Source organism: Ideonella sp., from assembly GCF_036277275.1.
Lineage (GTDB): Bacteria > Pseudomonadota > Gammaproteobacteria > Burkholderiales > Burkholderiaceae_C > Ideonella.
Map to the genome: position 1 here is coordinate 1 of NZ_DASUNH010000169.1, position 23,038 is coordinate 23,038.

A 23,038-nucleotide genomic window follows, 5' to 3' on the forward strand; every position below is an offset into this window, starting at 1 on the left:
TGTCACCGACTTCTCCGATACCTCGCTCAAGTTCTTGCAGCCTCATCGGCGCCAGGTCCACTACGCCTATGCCCAGGACGAATGGGCTTTCGCTCGCGACTGGACGCTGACCACCGGCGTGCGCGTCGACAACTATTCGGACTCCGGTCGCACCACCAACCCGCGCCTGGCACTGGTCTGGGATGCCAGCTACAACGTTACTGCCAAGCTGCTCTTGGGCCGGGCCTTTCGGGCGCCATCGTTCACCGAGCAGTACAGCGTCAACAACCCGGTGCTGGGCGGCAATCCCGACCTGCGCCCCGAGACCATCCAGACCCTGGAAACGGCGATCGCGTGGACGGTGGATGCCAGAACGCAGATGAACCTGAGCCTGTTCCGGTACGCGATGCAGGACATCATCCGCGGCGTTCCCAACGCCGCCCCGCCGCCCGCCAGCACGGTGCAGAACACCGGCAGCCAGACCGGGCACGGCCTGGAGCTGGAGATCGTCTCGGAGCTCGGCCGCACGCTGCGGCTGTCCGGCAACTACGCCTATCAGCGCTCGGTGGACAGGTCCACCGGCCAGGACGCCGGCTACGCTCCGCACCACCATCTGTTTGCGCGAGCAGACTGGGGCTTCGCCAACGGCTGGCTCGCCAGCACGCAGCTCAACTGGGTCGCCGACCGCGAGCGTGCGTCGGGCGACGCGCGCCCGCCGATCGCCGACTTCTCGACGCTGGACCTGGCTCTGCACACGATCCGCGGCAGCAACCACTGGGACATCGCCTTCATGGTGCGCAACCTGTTCAACGCCGATGTCCGCGAACCCAGCCTCGCGCCGGGAACGGCCCTTCCCAATGACCTGCCGATGGCACCCCGTGCTGTCTACCTGCAGGCAAGCTACGCGCTCTGAGGACACCGCTTGCAGCACCTGTTGTCACTGCGTACCACCGGCCCGCCCACCAGCCTGCTGCTGGGCATGTGCCTCGGCGCCCATGCCGCCACCCCCACCGAAGAACAAGAGCTGTCGATGGCCTTCGGCGACAAGTCATTCGTCAGCATCGCGACCGGCTCGCGCGTGCCGGTGGCGCGGGCCCCGTCGATCGCCACCGTCATCACGGCCGAAGAGATCCTGGCCAGCGGTGCGACCGATCTCGACGAGGTGCTCGAAACCGTGCCAGGCCTGCACGTGGCGCGATCGACGCTTGCCTTCACGCCGATGTACACGGTGCGCGGCATCCGCGGCAGCATCACCAACCCGCAGGTGCTGATGCTGGTCAACGGCATGCCGCTGACCCGCGTCTACGCCGGCGACCGCGGCATCAACTGGGGCGGCCAGCCGGTCGAGAACATCGCCCGCATCGAGGTCATCCGCGGCCCCGGCTCGGCGCTGTACGGTGCCGACGCCTACGCCGGCGTGATCAACCTCATCACCAAGACCGTTGCCGACATCGGCGGCACCCGGCTGGGTGGTTATGGCGGCTCATTCAACACGGCCGGCGGCTGGCTGCTGCGCGGCAGCCGATGGGGGGCGGTCGATGTCGCGGGCTATCTGTCGTTCAGCAGCACCGATGGTGCCCGTCCTACTGTCGAGGCCGACGCGCAAACCGGGCTCGACAACATCTTCGCGCCCTTCGGGGTGCCGCCGGCGTCGCTGGCGCCGGGGCCACCGAACTACGCCCGCAAGATTCTCGACGGCGCGCTGGATTTCAGCCGCGACGCCTGGCGCTTTCGCGCCAGCTACAAGCACGTCACCGGCCTGGGCTCGGGCACCGGCGTGGCGCAGGCGCTGGACCCGAACGGCCGCAGCTCGAGCGAACGTGTCGATCTCGACCTGAGCTGGCACGACCGGGTCTGGAACGACGCCTGGGACATGACGGCCCGCGCCAACCTGTCGCACTACAACGAGATCTCGCACCTGTTCCTGTTCCCGGCCGGCACCAACCTCGGCAAGGGGACGTTCGAAGACGGCATGATCGGTGCCCCCGCCAAGTGGGAGCGCCACCTGCGGCTGGAGGCCACCGCCGTCTACACCGGCATCGCGCAGCACCGCATCCGCCTGGGCACCGGCTTCACGGTCCAGGACATGTACAGGAACCGTGAGACCAAGAACTTCAATCCCGACTTCAGCCCGATCGGCACCGGCTCGCTCGACGACGAGATCGACGTCACCGACACCGTGCCGTTCACCACGCCGCACAAGCGCGAAGTGGTGCACGCCTATGTGCAAGACGAGTGGACGCTGACACCCGACCTGTCGCTCACCGCCGGCCTGCGCCACGACCGCTACTCCGACTTCGGCGGCACCACCCACCCGCGTGTGGCGCTGGTCTGGGAAGCGGCCTACGACGTGACGGCCAAGCTGATGTACGGCAGCGCGTTCCGCGCCCCGTCGTTCACCGAGCTGTACGTGATCAACAACCCGGCCGCGATCGGCAACCCCGATCTCAAGCCAGAGACATTGCGCACGCTCGAAGCCGCCGTCAGCTGGCAAGCTGCCGCCCACGCACACCTCGGGCTGAACCTGTACCGCTTCCGACAAAGCAACATCATCCGCACCGACACCGCCATCACCTTTCAGAACCAGGGCCAGCAAGACGGCCACGGGCTGGAACTGGAAGCCCAATGGGAGCCCAGCCGCTCCTGGCGCGTGGCCGGCGGCTATGGCTACCAGCGCACGGTCGACAGCGACACCGGCCACGACGCCGGCCTCGCACCGCGCCAGCATGCCAACCTGCGCACCGACTGGCGCCCCGCGGCCGACTGGCAGGCACAGCTGCAGGTCAACTGGGTGGCCGATCGCCGCCGTGAAGCCAACGACACCCGACCCAAGGTGCCTGACTACACCACCGTCGACCTGAACCTGCGCACCGAGCCCGGCGGCGGCCCTTGGGCCCTGGCGCTGACCGTGCGCAACCTCTTCGACGCCGACGCTCGCGAGCCCAGCAACCACGGCGTGCCTTACGTCTCACTGCCGTTCGATATCCCATTGCCCGGGCGCTCGGTGCTGCTGCAGTTCAGCTGGCGTCTTTGAACGCCGTGGCGGTGCGGTCATCGGCCTTGCACCGGGCCACGGCGGCAGGCTCACGACCGTGCGCGTTCAGCACGACGATTCAGCACGCCGAGCGCGTTCTTCGCCGCCGCCACGCCCATCTTGACGTAGGCGTCGGCGGTGACGCCGCCGATGTGCGGGCTGAGCGTGATGCGCGCCTCGCCGCGAAAGGGGTGCTGTGCCGTCATCGGCTCGACCGCAAAACTGTCGAGACCGGCACTGGCCACCTGGCCCGAACGCACCGCGTCGAGCAGCGCAGCTTCGTCGATCAGGCCGCCACGCGCGGTGTTGACGACGATGACGCCTCGCCTGCAGGCGGCAAGCGTCTGCGCGTTGACGAGCTTTGAATTGTCGGCAGTCAGCGGGCAGTGCAGCGAGAGCGCGTGCGACTCGCGCCAGATGGTGTCGAGGTCGGCGCTCTGAACATAGGCCGGCAAGTCCTTCGCGTAGGGGTCGAAGCCGAGCACGCGCATGCCCATGGCGTCGACCATGCGTGCGAAGCGCAGGCCGATCGCACCGAGCCCGATCACGCCGACGGTACGACCCTCGAGCTCGACACTCTTGTGCACAGCCTTGTCCCAGTACCCGGCGTGCATGCGCTCGTTCAGCACCACGACCGACTTGGCGCACGCCAGCAGCAGCGCCAGTGCCTGCTCGGCGACCGCCGCGGCGTTGACCCCGGCCGCGGCCAGGACCTCGATGCCGTGCGCCCTGGCAGCCACCGTGTCGATCGTGTCGGTGCCGCTGCCATGCTTGGAGATCACCTTCAGGCTCAGTGCGGCGCTCATCGCCGCGGCGCCGACCCGGCCGTAGCGCACGATGATCGCCACCGGATCGTGCTGCCCGCACAGCGCGACGATGTCTTCTTCCGTCGGCGTCCGGCCGGCGAACACCACGTCGTAGTCACCGAGCAGCGCCAGCGCCTGGGGCGCCAGATCGTTGCCGGTGACGAGAAACGCCGGCTTCTTCGCACTCACATGGATTCCCCTGCTTTGATCACGCCGGCGGCGCGCAGTGCATCGTCGAGCCAGGCCGGGGTCAGCGACTCGCGGCTCCTGATCTGGGCGATGCGCTTCGTTTCGGCGGCGACCTTTTCGGCCGCCAGCGGCAACATGGCGGCAGCCCTGTGCCGTTCGATCACGGTGACACCGTCGGCGTCGCCCACCACGAGGTCCCCGGGGTTCACGGTGACGCCGCCGATCGAGATCGGATGGTTCAGACGCCCCGGAACGAACTTGGTCGGACCATTTGGGTTGAGGCCGGCGGCGTACATCGGCAGCCCGAGTTCGCGGATGGCGACGCTGTCTCGCACCGCACCATCGATCACGACGGCGACCACGCCGAGCGCCAGGCACTGCCGGCACATGATTTCACCCATCAATGCGCTCGACAGGTCGCCCTTGCCATCGACCAGGATCACGTCGCCCGGCCTGGCGATCGCCATCGCGGCGTGAATCATCAGGTTGTCGCCGGGGCGGATCTCGACGGTCAGCGCCGGCCCCGCGAACTTCATCGTCGGCGACAGTGCAGCGATACGACCGCCCAAGGCGCCACGGCGGCCGGCAACGTCGGCCAGGATGGAAGAAGGGAACTCGCCTGCCCGCGCAACGACGCCAGGGTCGACGCGCTCGAATTCACGGACGACGTCGGGCAATGCAACGGCTTGACTCATGAGGTGGATGCGGATGAATTGGAGCCGGTGCAAGCCCGGCGGGCGGGGGCGTTCGCGTCTTTCGAAGGTCGCCGATCAGTCGATCTTCGCGCCGGAATCCTTGACGACCTTGCCCCAGCGCGGAATCTCGTCCTTGATCAGCGCGGCGAGCAGCTCGGGCGTGCCGCCCGCAGGGTCGGCGCCCTCGTCGCTCATGCGCTTGCGGAGCTCCGGCTGGTTCAACGCCTTGTTGAACTCCGCATTGAGCCTGGCGATCACCTCCTTGGGGGTGCCGGCCGGCGCCAACAGGCCGAACCAGGTCGAGGCGTCGAAGCCCTTGTAGCCCGACTCGTTGATCGTCGGCACGTTCGGCAGGTCGTCGACGCGCTTGGCCGACGTGACCGCCAGAGGCCGCAGCTTGCCCTGCCTGATCTGACTGATCAGCGTCGGTACCGAAGACATGTACAGCTCGACGTTGCCGCTGATCACGTCGGTCAGCGCCTGGTTCGCGCCCTTGTACGGGACGTGTTGCGTCGTGATCCCGGCAGCCTTCTGAAACAGCTCGCTGGTCAGGTGCGCGACGGTGCCGTTGCCCGGCGAGGCGAAGTTGACATGCCCCGGCTTGGCCTTGGCCGCATTCACGACGTCGGACAAGGTCTTGTAGGGCGAGTTGCCGCCGGTGACCATCACCAGCGGTGCGTTCGCAACCAGGACAATCGGCGCCAGATCCTTCTGCGGGTCGTAGGGCATCTTCGCGTACAGCGTCGGGTTGATTGCCATGTTGCTCGTCTGCCCGAGCACGATCGTGTAGCCGTCGGGCGCCGACTTGGCCACCGCATCGACGCCGAGGTTGCCGCCCGCGCCGGGCTTGTTCTCGATGGCGAAGGTCCAGCCCGTCGAAGCGGCGACGCGCTGGCTGGTTTCGCGGGCAATGATGTCGGTTCCACCGCCCGGCGGAAACGGAACGATGAGGCGAATCGGCTTGGCGGGCCAGGCCTGCGCGAAGACGCCCGTGCACAGCGTCGAAGCGGCAAGGGCCAGGAACAGGCGTCGGTCAGCAATCATCTTGTCTCCGTTGTGTGTGGCTCGAGGGCTCTCTCGATCGCCTGCTGCGCAGGTCCGTCGATGCGATTGAGTATTGACGCTGGTCGCCTTACAGTCCAATCGATAGTTTCTTGTGAAACATAAGCGGCCCTTTTGCTATGGACCTGCGCGACCTGCGTTACTTCGAAACCATCGCCGAGTTGCAGCATGTCGGCCGCGCCGCGGCAAAACTGCATCGCACCCAGCCGGCGTTGACCAGCTGCATCCGACGGCTGGAGGAAGACTGCGGCGCTGCGCTGTTCGAGCGCGCCGGGCGCGGCATCCGCCTGACCGCTGCCGGAAAAGTGCTGCTGAAGTGGGCACAGCGCATGCGCTTCGACGCCGAGGACGCCCAGCACGAGCTCGACGCCATAGGCAAGGGCTTGAGCGGTCACATCAGCATCGGCATCGTGCCGACCGCGGCCCAGTTCGTGTTGCCTTCGGTGGCCAGGCAACTGCTGGCCGAAGCGCCCGATGTTACGCTGCGCACCGTTGTCGGCCTCACCGCCACCCTGATGCCGCTGCTCCAGCACGGAGAGATCGAGATGATGGTGGGCACGGAAAGCTCCGCCGAAACCGGCTACGTTTCCAGGCTGCTCGCAGAAGACGCGATCGTCGTCGCGGCCAGTGCCGATCATGAACTGTTCCGCGGCAAGCCGACCTTGAAGGACTTGGCCGCCTACCGCTGGGCACTGCAGCCACCGGGCGCGCCGACGCGTGACTGGCTGGACCACACCTTCGATCGCAAGCGGCTGCCCCGCCCCCGGGTGCAGGTCGAGAGCACGATGCTGCTCATGTTGCCGGCGCTGATCGCGCAAACCGGGCTGTTGAGTTTCATCTCGAGGCGTCACCTCGGTGAACGTGCAGCGAAGTCGGGCCTGAAGGAAGTGCCGATCAGGGAAGCGACGATGCGCCGGCGGCTCGTCGTCACCTACCGGGACAAAGGCTACCTCTCGCCAGCGGCTTCGCGACTCCTGGAACTCTTTTCGAGGGTGCGAGACTCGGCGTGAGGGGCAGACGACTTGCCTACCGCCATCCGGACAAGAACGCGCCTTTCGTCGACCGAAGCGTGTGGCCCCGCTGCGCGATGCCACCTCGCATCGCTATCGGTCCATCGGATGGGTCCCTGACCTGATCTCCCTAGATTCGCAGCATTTCATCCTACGGCTTGGGGATGCCCGGCGGCATGCGGCGCGACGACAGTAGCGGCACGGAAATCAACCCGCGCTTGTGGCTTCAGCAGTACCACCCTCTCAGGAATCGGGGGCGCTTCCCGGATCCTGATCCCCTGCGGGGGCGGTCTGGGCGAAGCCCAGTCTTGGGGGCGCTCCAACGCGCGGCTGTTCATCGGCACGGCGCAGATGCGCGAGGAGCCCAACATGCCAGTCGCAGTCTCGTTCCCCGGGGTCTATATCGAGGAATTGCCCAGCGGCGTACGCACCATCACCGGTGTCGCCACCTCGATCACCGCGTTCGTCGGCCGTGCCGCGATGGGCACCGACGAGCCGACCCTGATCAACACCTTCGGCGACTTCGAGCGCCAGTTCGGTGGCCTCGACCCCGTGTACCCGTTGAGCTATTCGGTACGCGACTTCTTCCAGAACGGCGGCGCCAAGGCGGTGATCGTCCGGCTGTACAAGAAGAAGAGCGGCGAAGGCGTCAACGAATCGGCCAAGATCTCGCTGACCAACCTCGACCTCGTCGCCTCCTCGCGCGGCAGCTGGGGCAACACGCTGCGGGTGCGCATCGATGACAAGGTCTCGGAAGACGTCGCCACGCGCTACGGGCTGGCCAAGGCGGACCTGTTCAACCTGACGGTGCGCCGCGGCTCCGACGGCGCGATCGAGACCTTCGTCAACCTGACGGTGAAGGAAAGCCCGCGTCGCGTCGACCGCGTGCTGCAGAACGAATCGGCGCTGCTGCGCGTGGCCGACACCACCACGCTGCCCGGCACCAGCGTGCCGCCCAAGCATGGCGAGCCTGGCGCCGGCAAGACGATCTGGAACGACGACACGGCTTCCGCGCCGGTGGCCGACGCCGGCAAGGCCAGCGACAGCGATCCGCTGGACACCGCCACCTACCAGGGCAGCGAGGCCAACAAGACCGGCATCTATGCGCTGAAGAAGACCGACCTGTTCAACCTGATGAGCATCCCGCCGGACACGCGTGAAGGTGACACCGCGTCCGCCGTCTACAGCAGCGCGCTCGACTTCTGCGTCCAGCGCCGCGCGATGCTGATCGTCGACCCGCCCGCCGCATGGGACTCGGCGAACGACATCGTCGCCAACAACAACGCGGAGCTGACCGCGCTCGGGCTGAGCGGCGAGCGGGCACGCAACGCCGCGCTGTTCTTCCCCCGCGTGCGACAGCCCGATCCGAAGCGTGACAGCCAGCTCGACACCTTCGCCCCCCGCGGCGCGATCGCCGGCCTGATGGCCCGCACCGACACCAACCGCGGCATCTGGAAGGCGCCGGCCGGCGTCGACGCGGCGCTGTCGGGGGTGCAAGGGCTGGCCGTCAGCCTGACCAATGAAGAGAACGGGCAGCTCAACCCCATCGGCGTGAACTGCCTGCGCACCTTCCCGATCATCGGCACCGTGGCCTGGGGCGCCCGCACGATGCGCGGCGCCGACCTGCTGGGTGACGAATACAAGTACATCCCCGTGCGGCGCACTGCCCTCTACATCGAAGAGAGCCTGTACCGCGGGCTGCAGTGGGTGGTGTTCGAGCCCAACGACGAGCCGCTGTGGGCGCAGATCCGCCTGAACGCCGGCGCCTTCATGCACAACCTGTTCCGCCAGGGCGCGTTCCAGGGCAGCTCGCCGCGCGACGCCTACTTCGTCAAGTGCGACAAGGAGACGACGACGCAGAACGACATCAACCTCGGCATCGTGAACGTCGTCGTCGGCTTCGCCCCGCTGAAGCCGGCCGAGTTCGTGATCATCAAGCTGCAGCAGATGGCCGGCCAGATCGACGTCTAAAGGCCTGACAACCCCTCTCGATCAAGGAGCCGACCATGGCCCAGTTCACCGTCAACGCCCAACGCTTCGACCCCTACAAGAACTTCAAGTTCAGGGTCAAGTGGGATGGCAAGTACGTCGCCGGCGTCAGCAAGGTGAGTGCGCTCAAGCGCACCACCGAAGTCGTCAAGCACCGCGACGGCGGCGACCCGAGCAGCAGCCGCAAGTCACCCGGCCGCACCGAATTCGAAGCGATCACGCTCGAGCGCGGTGTCACCCACGACAAGGAGTTCGAGCAGTGGGCCAACAAGGTCTGGAACTTCGGTGCCGGGCTGGGCGCGGAAAGCTCGCTGAAGGACTTCCGCAAGGACGTGATCATCGAGGTCTACAACGAGACCGGCCAGCTCGCGATGGCCTACAAGGTGTTCCGCGCCTGGGTCTCCGAGTTCCAGGCCCTGCCCGACCTCGACGCCAACGCCAACGCGATCGCGATCCAGCACCTGAAGCTGGAGAACGAGGGCTGGGTGCGCGACGTCGAGACGCCCGAGCCGTCGGAGCCGAGCTTCACCGACCCGGCCTGACGGCCGCCCCGCACCGCACGGCGCCCCTCGTGTATGAGCCTCGACCACGCTTTCGGCGCGCTCAGCGCGCAAGCGGTGCTGCACGCCTGGGAACAGGCGCAGGGCCTGCCGCCGCAGCAACGCGCGCTCGCGCTGCTGCAAATGGCCTGGCCAGACGTGGCGCCGCAGCGCTGGGGCACGCTGCCGCTGGGGGCGCGTGACGCCCGCCTGTTCACGCTGTTCGAGGCACTCTTCGGCCCTGCGCTGGAAACGCTGGTCGACTGCCCGGCCTGCGGTGAGGCCCTCGAACTCTCGCTGCACACGGCCGACGTTCGCCCCGAGCTGCGCCCCGACGATGAAGTGGCCGAGCAGCCCCGGCTGCAGTGCGACGGCTATGAGCTGGACTACCGGCTGCCTGGCAGCGACGACCTGATCGCCGTGCAGCAGGCGGCCGGCGATGCGGGCGCCGCCGTTCGGCAGCTGATCGGACGCTGCGTGCTGCATGCGCGGCAAGCCGGCCAGCCGATCGCCCCGCAGGCGCTGCCGCCGGCCGTGGTCGAGCGCCTGCAGCAGGACATGGCGCAGCGAGACCCGGGTGCCGACATCCGCATCGCGTTGAGCTGCCCCGCCTGCGGCCACGGCTTCGAGCGGCGCTTCGACATTGGCGACTACCTCTGGCAGGAACTGGAGGACTGGGCCGAGCGCACGCTGGCCGAGGTGCACGCGCTGGCCTGCGCCTACGGCTGGAGCGAGCCGGTGGTGCTGAGCCTGAGCGCCATGCGCCGTCGTCGCTACATCGCCATGGTTCAGCAATCGGCGGTACCCGCATGAACGAGCGCTCCGACCCACCCGCTTCGGTGCCGGCTGACACACCGACAGGCGCGTCGCCGATCGCAGCGCCGGGCTACCTCACACGGCTCGTCGAGCGCGTGGCGCCGGCGGAACCCACGTTGCGCCGGCGCCAACCCGCCATGTTTGAGAGCGCGCCGCGTGAAACCATGACGGCGGCGCCGGACTTGGTGGTCGACACGATCAGCGCAGCGCGGCCGGCGCGCGAATCAACCCCGTCCGTCACCGCGAAACCGGCGCCGGCTTCGATGGCCGCGGCAGAGTCCGCCCCCCCGGCGGCAGCGCCCTATGGGCCCACCGCGCCGGAGGCGCAGACGACACGAGTCACCCCGTCGGCCAGTCGCCTGCCCAGCGAACCGCCCCGCGTGGACGCCACGCTGCGCATCGTGACGGTCGAAGTGCCCTCTGCCGCAGTGGCCGCCCCGGCGCCGCCCGGGCCGGCCGTTCGCACCGGCGTGCCGACGCCGAAGGATCGGGCGCCGGCACCGGCAGCAGCACCTCGCGCGCCGGATCGGCCGCCGCGTGCCGAAGTCGGCAACGGCCCCGCACGTCGCACCATCGAGCCCGCCGCCACGGCCGCGCCTGAGCGCAACGTGCGCGCGTTGCCGTCGCCGACACCACCCGTGCAAACCACCGGGCAGCGCCTAACACCGGCGCCGGTGGCCAGCCCGGCGGCGCGTCCGACCCAAGCCGCCGTGCCGCCGACGGCGGCGCTGCGCCGGCATGCACCAACGGCATCGCCGGCACCGCTGCAGCCGCCTCGTCCGCGCGAGCTTGCGCCGATCGACATCACGATCGGCCGCATCGAGGTGCGCGCGGTCGCCGCGCCCAGCCAGCCCAAGCGCAGCGCCAGCGCGCCGCAGCTCGGCCTCGACCAGTACCTGCGTGAGCGTGGAGGCCAGCGATGAGCGGTGCACTGGCGATCGCCGGCGTCACGGCGGCCCTGAAGGACCTGCTCAACGACGGGCTGCTGAACCACGACCTGTCGTCGCTCGGCAGCTTCTCGGTCACCGCGCAGGCGCCGGACCGCATCAACACCGGCAACAACGAAACCAACCTGCTCAACATCTTTCTCTACCAGGTCACGCCGAACCTGGGCTGGCGCAACGCCGACCTGCCCTCGCGTGACGCTCGCGGCCAGCGCCTCAGCAACCCGCCACTCGCGCTGGACCTGCACTACCTGGTCACCGCCTACGGCACCCAAGACATGAACGCCGAGATCCTGCTCGGCTACGCGATGCAACTGCTGCACGAGACACCGATGCTGACGCGGCAGCAACTGCGCACCGTGCTCGGGCCGCCCTCGCCGGTGGACGGCGTCACGGTGCCTGGCATTTTCGGCACGCTGTCGGCCGAAGACCTGGCGGACCAGCTGGAGCTGATCAAGATCGCACCCAACTACCTCAGCTCGGAGGAGCTGTCCAAGCTGTGGACGGCGATGCAGGCGCGCTACCGGCCGTCGATGGCGTACATGGTCTCGGTGGTGCTGATCCAGGCCCAGGGCAGCGCCAAGGCCGCGCCGCCGGTGCTGCAACGGGGCGCCGATGATCGCGGTCCGCAATCTCAGGCCTCGGCACCGCCGGTGCTGCTGGCCGTGCGCAACCCGGTGTCGCCGCTGCTGCCGGCCCTGCGCCAGGGCGACGACCTGGTCTTCGTCGGCACCGGCCTGGCAGGCGATGCGAGCCTGAGCGCTGTCTTCACCAACGACCGGCTGGCAGTCGTCAACGAGTTGCCGCTGGCCGCCGGCGGCACCGCCCATGAAAGGCGCGGCCATCTGCCCTCACCCAGCGAACTGGTCGCCGCGATGGAGGACTGGGGCGCCGGCGCCTATGGCGTGGCTCTGCGCGTGGCACGGCCTGGCCAGCCACGCTGGACCACCAACAGCGTGCCGGTGGTGATCGCGCCGCGCATCATCGCCTCTCCACTGGCCGCGGCGGCTGGCGCGCCGTTCACGCTCACCGTCACCTGCGCGCCGCGCCTGCGCAAGCTCCAAGAGCCCGGCGTGCGGCTGCTGATCGGCAGCACCGAGCTGCCGCCGACGCAGCCCATCGTCACCCCGCCCGACACGACCCAACCCAGCACGATCACCTTCGACGTGCCCGCGCTGGAAGCCGGCAGCTACCTGCTGCGCTTGCGTGTCGACGGGGTGGACAGCCTGCCGGTGCTGTTGAGCGGCTCGCCACCCGTCTTCGGCTTCGACCCGGACCAACAGGTGGTGGTGTCATGAACATGAGCACAGCGCGGCCGTCCGAAGCTACGCCGAACGGCCCGATGGCCGTCTGGCAGGAGCAGAACAACCGCTACCTGGCCGCCTCGCTGCAGTGGCTGCGGCTGCGCCTGGTGCAACTGTTGCCGGTGGCCCCTTCACCGCCATCCGCCCCGGCAGAAGCGCCCGTCGTTTCGCCCGAGCCGGCGCGAAAGCCCTGGTTCAGCCGCCACGAAGCAGCGCCGCCCCTGGTCATCGCCGCCTCATCGGACAACCCGGCCAGCCAGGGCGCCGAAGCGGCGCTCGCGGCCGCCGCCGCGGCCCGGGCCGAAGCGGCGGCAATCGATCCGCCACCCGCGCTGTGCCTGCTGGCCGAGCGACTCGGCCTGTCGGTGTTCGAACGCGACACCTTGCTGATGTGTGCCGCCGCAGAGATCGACCCCGGCATCGCCGCGCTGTTCGCGCAGCTGCAGGGCCAGCCCAACCGCGGCACGCCCAGCTTCGCGCTCGCGCTGCAGGCCTTGGACGAGCCCAGTTGGGACGCCCTGTCGCCGCACCGCCCGCTGCGCTACGCCCGCCTCGTCGAGCTGGCGGGCGCCAACGCCACGTTGCCACTGACGGCCACGCCGTTGCACGCCGACGAGCGCATCGTCCACTACCTGAAGGGCCTGAACGTCATCGACGAACGGCTGGGCTCACTGCTGTCGCCGGCCGGTGACGGCGCTCCGGCGGCATTGGCACCGTCGCAACAAGCGGTGGCCGAAGCCGTTCGCGTGCAGCTGCAGGCCGCCGGTGAACGCGCCCAGGTGCCGCTGGTGCAACTGGTGGGGCCCGATGCACGCAGCCGGCTGGATGTGGCCCGCCAGGCCTGCGCCGCGCTCGGCCGTCGCCTCTATCAGCTGAGTCTCGATGCCCTGCCGCTGGCGAAGAACGAGCTGGAGCTGCTGGTACGCCTGTGGCAGCGCGAGCGGCTGCTGCTGCCGATCGCGTTGTACCTGGACGCCGACGAGTTGCCCAGCACCGGCGGCGAGCTGGCCAACGCCTTCGCCTCATTCACCTCGCGCGACATCGGGCTGGCCTTCGTCGGCGTGCGCGAGGCGCCGGCACGCGCCGCAGGCCACGCGTTGACGTTCGACGTGGCCAAGCCCAGTGCCCGCGAACAGTGCGCTGCATGGCAAGAGGCGCTGGCCGTCACGCCGCTGGCCTCGCGCGCCGAGCAGCTGGCACCTCAACTGGCCAGCCACTTCGATCTGAACCTTGGCGACATCGCGCGCAGCCTCGCCACGGCCCGCACGGCAGCTTCCGAGCCGCTGTCGCTGCAGCCGCTGTGGCATGCCTGCCGTCGCCTGACGCAGCCGCAGCTGGACCAACTGGCGCAGCGCCTGGAGCCCAAGGCCACCTGGGACGATCTGGTGCTGAACGACGAAGCCACCGGGCTGCTGCGCCAGATCGCCGCGCAGGTGCGGCACCGCTACCAGGTCTACCAGGAATGGGGTTATGCCGACCGCATGACGCGCGGCCTGGGCATCAGTGCGCTGTTCGCCGGCGAAAGCGGCACCGGCAAGACGATGGCGGCCGAAGTGATTGCCAATGCGCTCGACCTCGCGCTCTACCGGATCGACCTGTCGGCGGTCGTCAGCAAATACATCGGCGAGACCGAGAAGAACCTGCGCCGGCTGTTCGACGCCGCCGAGCAAGGCGGCGCCATCCTGTTCTTCGACGAGGCCGATGCGCTGTTCGGCAAGCGCAGCGAAGTGAAGGACAGCCACGACCGCTACGCCAACATCGAGATCAACTACCTGCTGCAGCGCATGGAGGCCTTCTCGGGCCTGGCCATCCTGGCGACGAACATGAAGAGCGCGCTGGACAGCGCCTTCATGCGGCGACTGCGCTTCATCGTCAACTTCCCCTACCCCGGCCCGGCGGAGCGGCGGCGCATGTGGGAACGCGCGCTGGCACCGGCCGTACCGCACGAGGCGCTCGACTACGACCGCCTGGCGCGGCTCGGCCTGTCGGGCGGCAACATCCACAGCATCGCCTTGAACGCTTCGTTCATGGCCGCGGCCCGTGGCGGCAAGCTGACGCAGGCAGTGTTGCTCAGCGCAGTGCGCAGCGAGCTGCGCAAGCTCGACAAGCCGGTCAACGAGGCCGAGCTCCGATGAACCCCGCCGCCCCCTTCCGGTCGCTGCCCCCCGAAGGGGCTCATGCCGCGGACCGTCCAAGCCGGATCCGCACCAGCGACTCGACGCGCGCTGGCGACGCCGCGCGAGGCCAGGCCGTCCGGCTGCACATCGAGCGGCTGTCGGTGGCTGGCATCGCGATGACACCGGCGCAGTCGCGCCAGTTCAGCCATGCGCTGACCGCCGAATTGCAGCGGCTGGCGCGTGATCCCGGTTGGCCGGCCGGCGTCACCAGCGTCGCGCTGCCGGCGGCGCTGGCACCGGCCATCGCGACTTCGCCAGCGGACTCGCCCGCAGCGCTGGGGCGCGGTGTGGCGCAATCGGTCTTCTGCACCTTGCGAGGGTTGCGGTGAACCAGCGTGCCACTGCCGCCGCACCAGCGCCAGCCAAGACGGCGCTGGCCCGCGCCGCCGCACCGCCGGCCAAGCAGCCGACGCCGATCGATGCGTTGCCCACTGGCCAGGTGCTACCCATCGCACCTCATCTGCTGCGTGCGCCAGGCCAGGCCGACGGCGGTTTCGCCACCCTGCCGAGCGGCCATGTCGTCGACGCCGACGCGCAGCGCCGCCAGGCCACCCAGCGCCTGCTCGAACAGCTCGCGCCGGCGCTGGGCCTGGACCTGCGCCGCATCCGCGTCGAAATCCATGGTGCCGGCAACCGCCTCGACGGCGCCGGCGCCAAGGGCCTGCAGGAAGGCGCGACCATCTGGCTGCACCCGGCGCAATACCTGCCGCAACGCACCGAAGGCCGCTACCTGCTTGCGCATGAGGCTACGCATGCCGCCCAACGTGCGCTGACCGGCCCGGCCGACGAGGCCGCCGCCGAAGCCGAGGCCGCCGAGCTGGGCCGCGAATTCGCCGCCGGCCGTGCCCCGCGCAGGCCGCGCTTTGCGCTCGTCACCCACCACGCTGCGGCCGATGCCGGCGCCAAGCCCGACGCGGCGCCGACGATCACCGCCGACACAGTGCGCGTCAGCCGGGCACGCGAGCTCTTTGTCATCAAGGAGGCGCTGGGGGGGTTGTGGGTGTCCGACGGCGATGTGTTCGACGTGCTGCGCATCCTCGACAGCGTCCCCTACCCGATCGTCAAGCCGCTGCTGCAGGCGCTGGACGAGAAGGAACGCTTCTGGCTGGCCGACAACATCAATCCGCCGCATGTCTACCAGCACCGCCGCTCGGTGCTCGCGTGCTATTACGAAACCCTGAGCGATGAGCGGCTGCGCGATGCGGTCGACCTGAAGGTGTTCCGCGCGCTCAGCATGTCGGGCATGGCCACCGAGGAGATCGAGGCGGCCAACTGGGTGTTGCGCCATCTCTCGCCCGGCCAGCGGCAGGAGCTGCTGAAGTCGAACAACGGCCTGACGATCTCGAAACTGATCTCGGCGCCGCGTCCCACGGCCGAAGAGATCGCGCGCATGGCCAAGGAGTCCGAGCAGGCCGCGCGCGACGAGGGCAAGCTGTTCGAAGAGCGCCAGGCCATCGCGGCGATGGAAACGGACGCGACCAGCAACGACCTGCTGGACAACGTGCGGCGCCTGCTCTCGCCGCCCCCGGGCAACGATGGCCGTGCCCAGCCGCAGCCAACGCATGCCCGTGAGGCCCTGGATCTGCTGGCCCAGGCGCAGGACAACCGCCCTCGCCTGCTGTACGTGGCCGAGAAGATGGAGCAAAGCGGCCTGATCGATCAGCTGCTCTGGCTGCTGCCCTCCCACAACTACTTCGACACGGCGGAGCACAGCGCCACGCTGCTGTCGCTCGTGCAATCGCGGCTGCCGTTCAAGAACGAGAAGCTGATCGAAGACCTGCTGTCCTACGGCCTGTTCGATTGGGCGATTCGCGACTACGAGGCGATGTTCGCCTACAAGCTGATCCGCCTGCTGCCCATCGCCGACCAATACCGCTTTCGCCTGCGCGACGGCGGCAAGTGGTACCTGCGCCTGCTGGACAACCTGCCAGCCGATCCTGACACCGGTGGGCAATTGCCAGGCATCGAGATCCGCCGCGCCGAATCGCGCGAAGAGATTCAGCGCATGCGCGAAGCCGGCGCTACCGAAGTCGACGACAAGGCGCTGCTCTACAACGCTTCGCAGGTCTACGAGAAGAAGCGGCTCGAGGTCGGCACCGACCAGGCGCTCAAGGCGCTGATCAAGGCTTTCGAAGACGCCAAGGAGCGCGGCTTCAGCGAGGCCGATGCGAAAGACCTGTTCGTGCGCCTGGCCGCCCTCGGCGCCGCCAACCTGACGGCCGGTCACGAAGCCCCAGCCGACGACATCCTGCGCGCGACGATCGTCCACGAACTCGAGCGCCAGGGCTGGATGGACAAGCTGTTCGGTGAACTGCCCGACAGCTTCCTGTTCGCCGAAGACAACCGCATCGCCACCGTCAAGCTGATGCTGGCACGCGACCCGACGCACGTGGTGGCGCATGCAAGGCGGCTGGTCTCGCGCCGCCTGACCGACTGGATGGTCAACGATGGCGAGGCCTACCTTGCCTACCAGTGCATCAAGGCGCTGCCGCCGGACGAGCGCGAGCAGTTCATTGCCGAAGAGCCGGAGCTGTGGTCGCGCGTGACCGGCGAGATGAGCGAGTCGATGCGCCAGTCGCGCGACCTGAACCTCTACATCGGCGACCGGGCCGGCACCGACCGCGCCAGCGTGCTCGGCCAGCTGGCTGAAAGCCAGACCTGGACAGCCGACAACGCCGGCCTGCTGGGCGACCTGGTGCGAATGGCGATCGCGATGACCGAGCACCGCTTCGCCTTCGAGCGCTCGCGCGAGTTCGATGCCGCCGGCAAGCCCGCGCTGCAGCCGCTGGTCGAGAAGTACCGCCTGTGGCACCCGACGCAGCGGCCGGCCTACAGGGCCGACATCCTGCAAGGCACGCGCTGGTACGAAGAAGGCCCGTTCGCGACGCTGCGGTCGCTCTGGGGCGGCGTCGTCACGTTCTTCACGGCCGACTTCCTGTTGGTCGACCGCAAGGTCGGTGTCCGCGCCGACCTGGGCCACGTGCAAGAGGCGATGGGTGGCGACCTGATGGGCGCCAAACTGGCCGACCCGAAGCAAAACGCGCCGAAGGACGCGCCGCCACACCCGGATGCGAACAAGGTCACCCTGCTCGTCGGGCTCGACGGGAAGTCGGTCGAGCTGATCCTGCCGGAGCTGGAGATCGAATCGGCCAACCTGCAGTTCGGCAGCTCGACGATGCAGTCGGGCACCGTGTCGCTGAAGGGCCTGCACATCCAGGCCCGCTACGACTCGGACAGCCTGCTGCAACCGCTGAAGGCCGAGGCCAAGATCGACTCGCTGGTCGCCAACGACCTGCTGCTGGCCAAGAGCGCCAGCATGATCACCGCCACCCGGCTGGTGGTGAATGCGCTGCGCCTGGCGGCCGGCACGCTCAACACCGTCAGCCCGGGCAAGACGGGCGCGAGCGAGAAATCGGTGCCTGTGCCGCTGGTGGTGCTGCCGCTGTTGCCCTTGTTGCTGCTGTTGGCGCTGCCGATCTATCTGTACAAGAAGGTCACCGGCCTGGTCTCCGACCTGAAGAACCAGGGCCTGAAGGACCCCGACAGCCACCTGGCCGACGACGCTGCACGCAGCGCCAAGGCGATCAGCTTCACGCTCGGCAGCCTGGAGGTCGAGAGCCTGACCACCAGCAGCGGCCAGCACGTGGGCCGCGCCTCGGTACGCGATTTCGCGGTGCGGGCTGGTCTGGACAAGGCAACCATGCTGCGCGCCGAAGCCAAGTCGATCGCCCAACGCATCGAGGCGCTGGGCAACACACCCGGCAGCGAAACCGCGCTCGCCAAGCTGACCGCGCGGCGTGCCCAGGTCGAGGCCGAGCTGAAGACTGCCGAGACCGACGAGCTGGAATACCTGGCGATCATGAAGGAGCTGCGCACCGGCGATCCATCGCCCGAGCGGCAGAAGACCTTGCAGGCACGGCTCGATGCGCTGAAGTTCGACCAGCGGGCCGGTGTGTTCATCGACATCGGCTCGATCGAGGTCGCAGGCCTGAGCGGCACCGTGACCTCCAAGGAGCCGATCGGCATCCGCAACGTGCACGGCGAAGGCGGCGGGGCCGCGCTGGCGCAGTTGATCGCGATGCCGGCGGTCACGAATGCCGAGCTCGAACGGCAAGCCCAAAGCGGCGAACGCCCGGCCCCGCCGCTGGCTGGCGGCACGGAAGGGCGCTTGGTGCTGGAGCTGGGCGATATCAAGACCGGCGAGCTGCGCATCGGCGGCGGGCTGCGTGGCGTGGCCGACATCGACCGGGAGATCGCCACGCTCGAGCCCAAGCGCCAGACGCCGCAGTTCCAGCCGTTGTACGAAGCGCTGCTGCAACTGCGGCCGAAAGCGGCGCGCTATGAGCTGATGGTGCAGCGCGGCGTATCGCAGCTCGACGCGGTTCAGCTCGAAGAGTTCCGCGCATTGCGGCGCGACCTCGCGGCCCAGGCCGACCTGATCGTGCAGTCGATCCACGTCGCCAATGCGCGGCTGGACGCCGACATCGCCAACGGCCGCATCGGCTTCGCGGCGGACGCGCTGCGCGTGACCGGCATCGAGATGCCGAAGCAGGGCATCCACATCGACGAGCTCCGCGCCAAAGGCATCGGCGTGTCGGCATTGCCCAAGGGCGGCCTGTTGAGCTGGGCCGACTGGAAGACGAAGCTGCGCGATGCCGAAGGCCATATCGACAGCCTCGAGATCAGCGGCGCCCGCAGCAAGTACCACGGCCTGCTGTTCGAGAAGGCCACGCTGACCGGCGCCTACGCCAAGCTGAAAGACCGCGGCAACGAGATCGAGCTGGGCCTGAAGCAGCTCAGCGGCGAAGGCCTGGGCCTGGTGCCGCTGCTCGGCCTGCTCAGCCGCCGGCTGGACAGCCTGCGCGAAAAGCTGCGCACCGCGCCGGCCACCGAGAAGCAGGCGCTCGACAAGGAGATCGCCCAACTCACCACGCAAGTGACCGACCTGCAGGCGTTGGCTGACAAGCGCCTGGCCGCCTACATGCGGCTGGAGCGCGCCACCACGCCGGAAGAGATCAAGGCCGCGAAGGACGGCGTCATCGAGGTTGACGTGGTCGTGGCCAAGGACCTGGCGATGTACGCCGCGGCCAAGCTGCAGCTCGACGAGTTCGGCGTTGGCGTCACCGGTGCCGGCGATCTGCTGTCCGACGCGCTGGGCGGCGGCATCGATCCGCTGGCGGTGCTTTCGCGCGGTGGCGTCAAGGTGGCCGGCACCGGGCCCGACGACCGCCTGTTCAAGAGTTTGTCGCTGCACCGTGCCGGCGCGCTCTCGAAGCAGGGCAACAAGGACACGCAGGCCGACGTCGGCTCGTTCGACATCGGCGAGACCCGTGTTTCGCTGAGCGCCCGCCAGGAGGGCGACTCTCTGTTCGTCGACGTGCCCAAGTTCGAGCTCGACGCGATCTCGGTCAACCAGTTGCTGCTGACCTCGCTGACCGGCGAGAACGACGCGGCGCAGGGCCTGCAGGTCTGGTCGACCGGCCAGAGCGGGCTCGAGAAGCTGGTCTTGCGCGGCAGCGTGCGGCTGGACTCGCGAGTGCCGAACAGCAAAGACCTGGCGGACTACCAACTGGCCCACGCGCACATCGAGCTGTTCGAGATCGGCAAGCTCTATGGCAACGGCCTGGGGTTGACCCTGATCGGCAAGAAGCTCGAGGTCGAGATCCGGTCCGGTTCGATCAACGGCATCCGCGCCAGCGGCATGGATGTCGACTTCCCTGCCGACCCGAAGGCTTCGCCGGTGGTCACCGGCCACGTCGGCATCGATTCGATCGACAAGCTGGTGATCGGCAAGGCGGTGGCCGGTGCCTGGGCGGTGGACCACGGCCGCATCGACGCGCAGAACATCGGGGTCGACCTGCTGCAGGACGGCGCGATCCAGGCCCGTATCAGCGACCTGGACCTGACCGACTTCGCGGTGCGCGGGCCCGATGGCTGGGTGCGCCTGTCGCTGGCGGATCTCGGCACCAAGCTGACCTGGCGCAACGGCCAGCTCGATGTCGAAGACTTCCACTTCGGCAGCCTGCGCGTGGCCGGCATCCACTGGAAGGTGGGCGAGCGAGGCTTCATCGAGGCCGACAAACCCTGCACGCTGACCAACCTGTCGCTCAAGGGCAAGCTGCAGACGAAGCTCGAGCCTGGCAAAGCCAAGCCGGGCCAGCAGGCCGAGCCCGAGCGCAAGCTCAGCGCCGTCACGATCGAGCGGCTGCACATCGGGAAGGTCGAGGCCGAACACCTGATCTACCAGGACGAGAACAACCGCATCGAGCTGCGCGCGGCCGACCCCTACCTCGAGCGCGACATGGCCGGCTTCCGGCCACTGTTCATCGAAAACCTCGATGTCTGGGGCCTGAACTGGACGCCGGCAGGCGGCATCAGCAGCGGCAAGGTCGAGGTCGGCACCTACGAGGCCTCCGCCCAATACAAGGGCCTGACATCCGGCCTGAGCGCCGGCATGGCGCTCAGCGGCAAGGGCATGAAGGCCGAGATCGTGGGCAAGGATGCCTTCACGATCGACGTCGGCAAGATCGATCGCACCGGCGGCCATGTCGACACCGGCAAGTTCCGCACCAATTTCTCGACGGGCAGCATCGTCGGCAAGGTGGCGATCGGGCCGGACTACACCGAGCTGCAGAACGTGGAGGTCAACGGCACCGTGCTGTCGGGCCTGCAATATGCCGACGGCTCGCGCACCTTGAAGCTGAACGCGGTCACCGTCGGCCGCATCAAGCTGGGCAAGGTCCGCCAAAACTACACGATCTCGACCGACCCGGCGACCAAGGGCGAGAAGATTCCCGCCAAGCTCGATGTCGACAACCTGGAGCTGTTCGACGTGATCGCGCGCAGCCTGGACTACCAGGGCGAGTCGCATGGCACGGTGGGCGAAGGCAAGGACAAGAAGGAAACCACCTCCAAGCAGCACATCAAGGGCAGCGTCGCGACCATCAGCCACATCGAAGTCGGCCACTTCGACACCGACCCGCTGACGCGCATCAGCCACCTGAAGAATGCCAAGGTCAACAAGGCCCCGGGCGCCAAGGCCGACGCGCACCCCTTCGGCATCCAGGGCCTGTCGGCCGAACTGGTCGAGACCATCGGCAGCGAAACCACCAAGAAGGAACTGACCACCGACATCCACGGCGGCCCGCTGACCGCCGACGCGATCACCTTCGAAACCGTGGTGCTCGGCACCCGCACCGGGCCCGACGGCAAACCCGAGGAGATCACCCGCACCAAGATCGACGGCAGCTTCGTGCTGAATGCGCTCGGCTTCGTCAACCCCAACCTCACGCTGACCGACGCGAAGGGCAAGACCACCAAGGTGGGCGGCTACGGCAGCACGATCGATATCAAGGGCATCAAGCCCAAGTTCATGCCCAACGGCACGATCGCGCTGCCGATCGACGCGGTGATCGGCAAGGGCCTTCAGATCAAGAGCGGCGACATGACCGTGCGACTGCCGCTGCTGGAGATCAAGGACATTGCACTCGGCCTGAAGGGCCAGGGCACCGCCAAGGGCCTGGACCTGCTGGCGGCCAAGGTGCGCCAGATCCATGTGCAGGGCCTGAACATCGAGATCGTCAAGACCAGGAAAGCCGAGCTGACCGACGCCGAATACGCGGAGGCGATCAAGGAATTCGAGGAAGCGCAGGCGGCCGAGAAGGCCGACCCGTCGGGCAAATTCATCGCCGAGCCGCTGTCGACCCTGGAAGGCAGTTTCGACGGCGAATACAGCCTCGGCAACTGGGAGGACCCCGACATCACGCCGAAGATCAAGGGCGGCGTTCTGGAATTCGGCGGCATGACCAACTATTCGGTGCAGCTGCACACGGTGGACGGCATCGACAAGATCGAGCTCGGCAATGTCGTCACCGTCAAGACGATCAAGGACTTCAAGCGCAAGATGCCGGGGTTCTACGGCGACGAGGGCAAGTACAACTACGGCCGGATCGTGATCCGCGAGATGGTCGAAGGACTGGCGAACGAGCCTGCGACGCGACCGGAACGCACGTTCGAACCGCCGGAAGCGCTGCGCGACTTCATTGGCTTCACAGGGCAGCTGGCGCTGGGCGACGGCCGCATGGGCCGCGACAAGGACGGCGACGGCAAGCTCGGCGATGGCGACACCTGGATCGAGCTCAAGCGCAACAAGGCCGACCAGAACCAGATCAAGCTGCTCGAGTCGAACCTCGGCCACCAGATCAACCTGGAAGCCCCTCAGTTCTTCCTCAGCGGCGCCGGTTTCACCGCCGGCAAGACGCAAGACGGCAAGACCCGCATCGGCAAGACCGGGGAAATCAGCCTTCAGAACGTGTCCATCAAGGTCAAGGGCCTGGCCAACTACACGATGACGCTGGAGGTCGAGGTCAAGGATGGCTTCATCAACGACATCCGCGTCGGCGACATCCTGTTCGCCGATGCGACCGAGCTGGCCAAGCTCGCCCCGCCCACGCGGGACGAAGTGTCGCCACCTCCCAAAGCGCCATGAGGACCA

14 protein-coding genes and 1 pseudogene are annotated in these 23,038 nt (G+C 68.2%); 12 read left to right on the top strand and 3 right to left on the bottom strand.

Translation table 11 applies throughout. The features are described from left to right. Positions 1–892: TonB-dependent receptor plug domain-containing protein (locus VFY73_RS28670; RefSeq protein ID WP_329725007.1), on the top strand; the 892-nt coding region annotated here is incomplete at its 5' end. 9 nt (positions 893–901) lie between these two features. Next, on the top strand, positions 902–3,013 hold the full coding sequence (locus tag VFY73_RS28675; protein ID WP_329725008.1) for a TonB-dependent receptor: 2,112 nt from the start codon (positions 902–904) through the stop codon (positions 3,011–3,013). Between the two features lie 50 nt (positions 3,014–3,063). Here the strand turns inward: VFY73_RS28675 and VFY73_RS28680 are convergent, their stop codons facing one another. The 3 genes from VFY73_RS28680 to VFY73_RS28690 all read right to left on the bottom strand — a co-directional run bounded on the left by VFY73_RS28680 (position 3,064) and on the right by VFY73_RS28690 (position 5,747). Then, complete coding sequence (locus tag VFY73_RS28680; protein WP_329725009.1) at positions 3,064–4,008, bottom strand: NAD(P)-dependent oxidoreductase; 945 nt, start codon at positions 4,006–4,008, stop codon at positions 3,064–3,066. After that, positions 4,005–4,703, bottom strand: coding sequence for an RraA family protein (locus VFY73_RS28685; protein ID WP_329725010.1), 699 nt, complete (start codon positions 4,701–4,703; stop codon positions 4,005–4,007). The genes VFY73_RS28680 and VFY73_RS28685 overlap by 4 nt, the downstream gene beginning before the upstream one ends. Positions 4,704–4,778: 75 nt before the next feature. Continuing rightward, complete coding sequence (locus VFY73_RS28690) at positions 4,779–5,747, bottom strand: tripartite tricarboxylate transporter substrate binding protein (protein WP_329725011.1); 969 nt, start codon at positions 5,745–5,747, stop codon at positions 4,779–4,781. Between the two features lie 137 nt (positions 5,748–5,884). On the opposite strand from VFY73_RS28690, the pseudogene VFY73_RS28695 reads away from it, so the two are divergent. From VFY73_RS28695 to VFY73_RS28740, 10 genes and pseudogenes are all read left to right on the top strand, one after another. After that, positions 5,885–6,010: pseudogene (locus VFY73_RS28695) on the top strand (LysR family transcriptional regulator); the annotation flags it as partial. Positions 6,011–6,094: 84 nt separating this feature from the next. After that, positions 6,095–6,775: a LysR substrate-binding domain-containing protein gene (locus VFY73_RS28700; RefSeq protein WP_329725067.1), complete on the top strand. Its 681-nt coding sequence runs from the start codon at positions 6,095–6,097 to the stop codon at positions 6,773–6,775. A 369-nt stretch (positions 6,776–7,144) separates the two neighbouring features. Then, on the top strand, positions 7,145–8,746 hold the full coding sequence (locus tag VFY73_RS28705) for a phage tail sheath family protein (protein ID WP_329725012.1): 1,602 nt from the start codon (positions 7,145–7,147) through the stop codon (positions 8,744–8,746). Between the two features lie 35 nt (positions 8,747–8,781). Beyond that, entirely contained in the window at positions 8,782–9,306 is a 525-nt protein-coding gene (locus VFY73_RS28710) for a phage tail protein (protein ID WP_329725013.1), read from the top strand. A 33-nt stretch (positions 9,307–9,339) separates the two neighbouring features. After that, positions 9,340–10,116 (top strand): hypothetical protein, encoded by a 777-nt coding sequence (locus VFY73_RS28715; RefSeq protein ID WP_329725014.1) that lies wholly within the window; start codon positions 9,340–9,342, stop codon positions 10,114–10,116. Continuing rightward, the gene (locus VFY73_RS28720; protein ID WP_329725015.1) at positions 10,113–11,042 is read left to right on the top strand and encodes a hypothetical protein; all 930 of its coding nucleotides are present in this window, start codon (positions 10,113–10,115) and stop codon (positions 11,040–11,042) included. Before VFY73_RS28715 ends, VFY73_RS28720 begins: the two co-directional genes overlap by 4 nt. Continuing rightward, positions 11,039–12,361, top strand: coding sequence for a DUF4255 domain-containing protein (locus VFY73_RS28725; protein WP_329725016.1), 1,323 nt, complete (start codon positions 11,039–11,041; stop codon positions 12,359–12,361). Before VFY73_RS28720 ends, VFY73_RS28725 begins: the two co-directional genes overlap by 4 nt. Further along, positions 12,358–14,502, top strand: a complete 2,145-nt coding sequence (locus tag VFY73_RS28730) for an ATP-binding protein (protein ID WP_329725017.1) — start codon at positions 12,358–12,360, stop codon at positions 14,500–14,502. Before VFY73_RS28725 ends, VFY73_RS28730 begins: the two co-directional genes overlap by 4 nt. Beyond that, positions 14,499–14,873 (top strand): hypothetical protein, encoded by a 375-nt coding sequence (locus VFY73_RS28735; protein WP_329725018.1) that lies wholly within the window; start codon positions 14,499–14,501, stop codon positions 14,871–14,873. Before VFY73_RS28730 ends, VFY73_RS28735 begins: the two co-directional genes overlap by 4 nt. Continuing rightward, positions 14,870–23,032: a DUF4157 domain-containing protein gene (locus VFY73_RS28740; RefSeq protein WP_329725019.1), complete on the top strand. Its 8,163-nt coding sequence runs from the start codon at positions 14,870–14,872 to the stop codon at positions 23,030–23,032. The genes VFY73_RS28735 and VFY73_RS28740 overlap by 4 nt, the downstream gene beginning before the upstream one ends. Positions 23,033–23,038: the final 6 nt, after the last annotated feature.